The sequence below is a fragment of the Vibrio sp. 10N.222.51.C5 genome (genome assembly GCF_041474575.1).
In the GTDB taxonomy this organism is placed as follows: Bacteria; Pseudomonadota; Gammaproteobacteria; order Enterobacterales; family Vibrionaceae; genus Vibrio; species Vibrio crassostreae_C.
Map to the genome: position 1 here is coordinate 7,503 of NZ_JBFRUJ010000004.1, position 1,575 is coordinate 9,077.

At 53.2% G+C, this 1,575-nt stretch carries 1 rRNA gene; it reads left to right on the forward strand.

The annotated features are described in order from the left end of the window. Nucleotides 1–10: 10 nt before the first annotated feature. Nucleotides 11–1,565 (forward strand): 16S ribosomal RNA (locus tag AB4558_RS00735). Nucleotides 1,566–1,575 lie beyond the last annotated feature (10 nt).

Genomic DNA, 1,575 nt, shown 5'->3' on the forward strand with positions numbered 1-1,575 from the left:
ACAAAATCTTAAATTGAAGAGTTTGATCATGGCTCAGATTGAACGCTGGCGGCAGGCCTAACACATGCAAGTCGAGCGGAAACGACACTAACAATCCTTCGGGTGCGTTAATGGGCGTCGAGCGGCGGACGGGTGAGTAATGCCTAGGAAATTGCCTTGATGTGGGGGATAACCATTGGAAACGATGGCTAATACCGCATAATGCCTACGGGCCAAAGAGGGGGACCTTCGGGCCTCTCGCGTCAAGATATGCCTAGGTGGGATTAGCTAGTTGGTGAGGTAATGGCTCACCAAGGCGACGATCCCTAGCTGGTCTGAGAGGATGATCAGCCACACTGGAACTGAGACACGGTCCAGACTCCTACGGGAGGCAGCAGTGGGGAATATTGCACAATGGGCGAAAGCCTGATGCAGCCATGCCGCGTGTATGAAGAAGGCCTTCGGGTTGTAAAGTACTTTCAGTTGTGAGGAAGGGGGTAGTGTTAATAGCGCTATCTCTTGACGTTAGCAACAGAAGAAGCACCGGCTAACTCCGTGCCAGCAGCCGCGGTAATACGGAGGGTGCGAGCGTTAATCGGAATTACTGGGCGTAAAGCGCATGCAGGTGGTTCATTAAGTCAGATGTGAAAGCCCGGGGCTCAACCTCGGAACTGCATTTGAAACTGGTGAACTAGAGTACTGTAGAGGGGGGTAGAATTTCAGGTGTAGCGGTGAAATGCGTAGAGATCTGAAGGAATACCAGTGGCGAAGGCGGCCCCCTGGACAGATACTGACACTCAGATGCGAAAGCGTGGGGAGCAAACAGGATTAGATACCCTGGTAGTCCACGCCGTAAACGATGTCTACTTGGAGGTTGTGGCCTTGAGCCGTGGCTTTCGGAGCTAACGCGTTAAGTAGACCGCCTGGGGAGTACGGTCGCAAGATTAAAACTCAAATGAATTGACGGGGGCCCGCACAAGCGGTGGAGCATGTGGTTTAATTCGATGCAACGCGAAGAACCTTACCTACTCTTGACATCCAGAGAAGCCAGCGGAGACGCAGGTGTGCCTTCGGGAGCTCTGAGACAGGTGCTGCATGGCTGTCGTCAGCTCGTGTTGTGAAATGTTGGGTTAAGTCCCGCAACGAGCGCAACCCTTATCCTTGTTTGCCAGCGAGTAATGTCGGGAACTCCAGGGAGACTGCCGGTGATAAACCGGAGGAAGGTGGGGACGACGTCAAGTCATCATGGCCCTTACGAGTAGGGCTACACACGTGCTACAATGGCGCATACAGAGGGCAGCAAGCTAGCGATAGTGAGCGAATCCCAAAAAGTGCGTCGTAGTCCGGATTGGAGTCTGCAACTCGACTCCATGAAGTCGGAATCGCTAGTAATCGTGAATCAGAATGTCACGGTGAATACGTTCCCGGGCCTTGTACACACCGCCCGTCACACCATGGGAGTGGGCTGCAAAAGAAGTGGGTAGTTTAACCTTTCGGGGAGGACGCTCACCACTTTGTGGTTCATGACTGGGGTGAAGTCGTAACAAGGTAGCCCTAGGGGAACCTGGGGCTGGATCACCTCCTTATACGAAGATA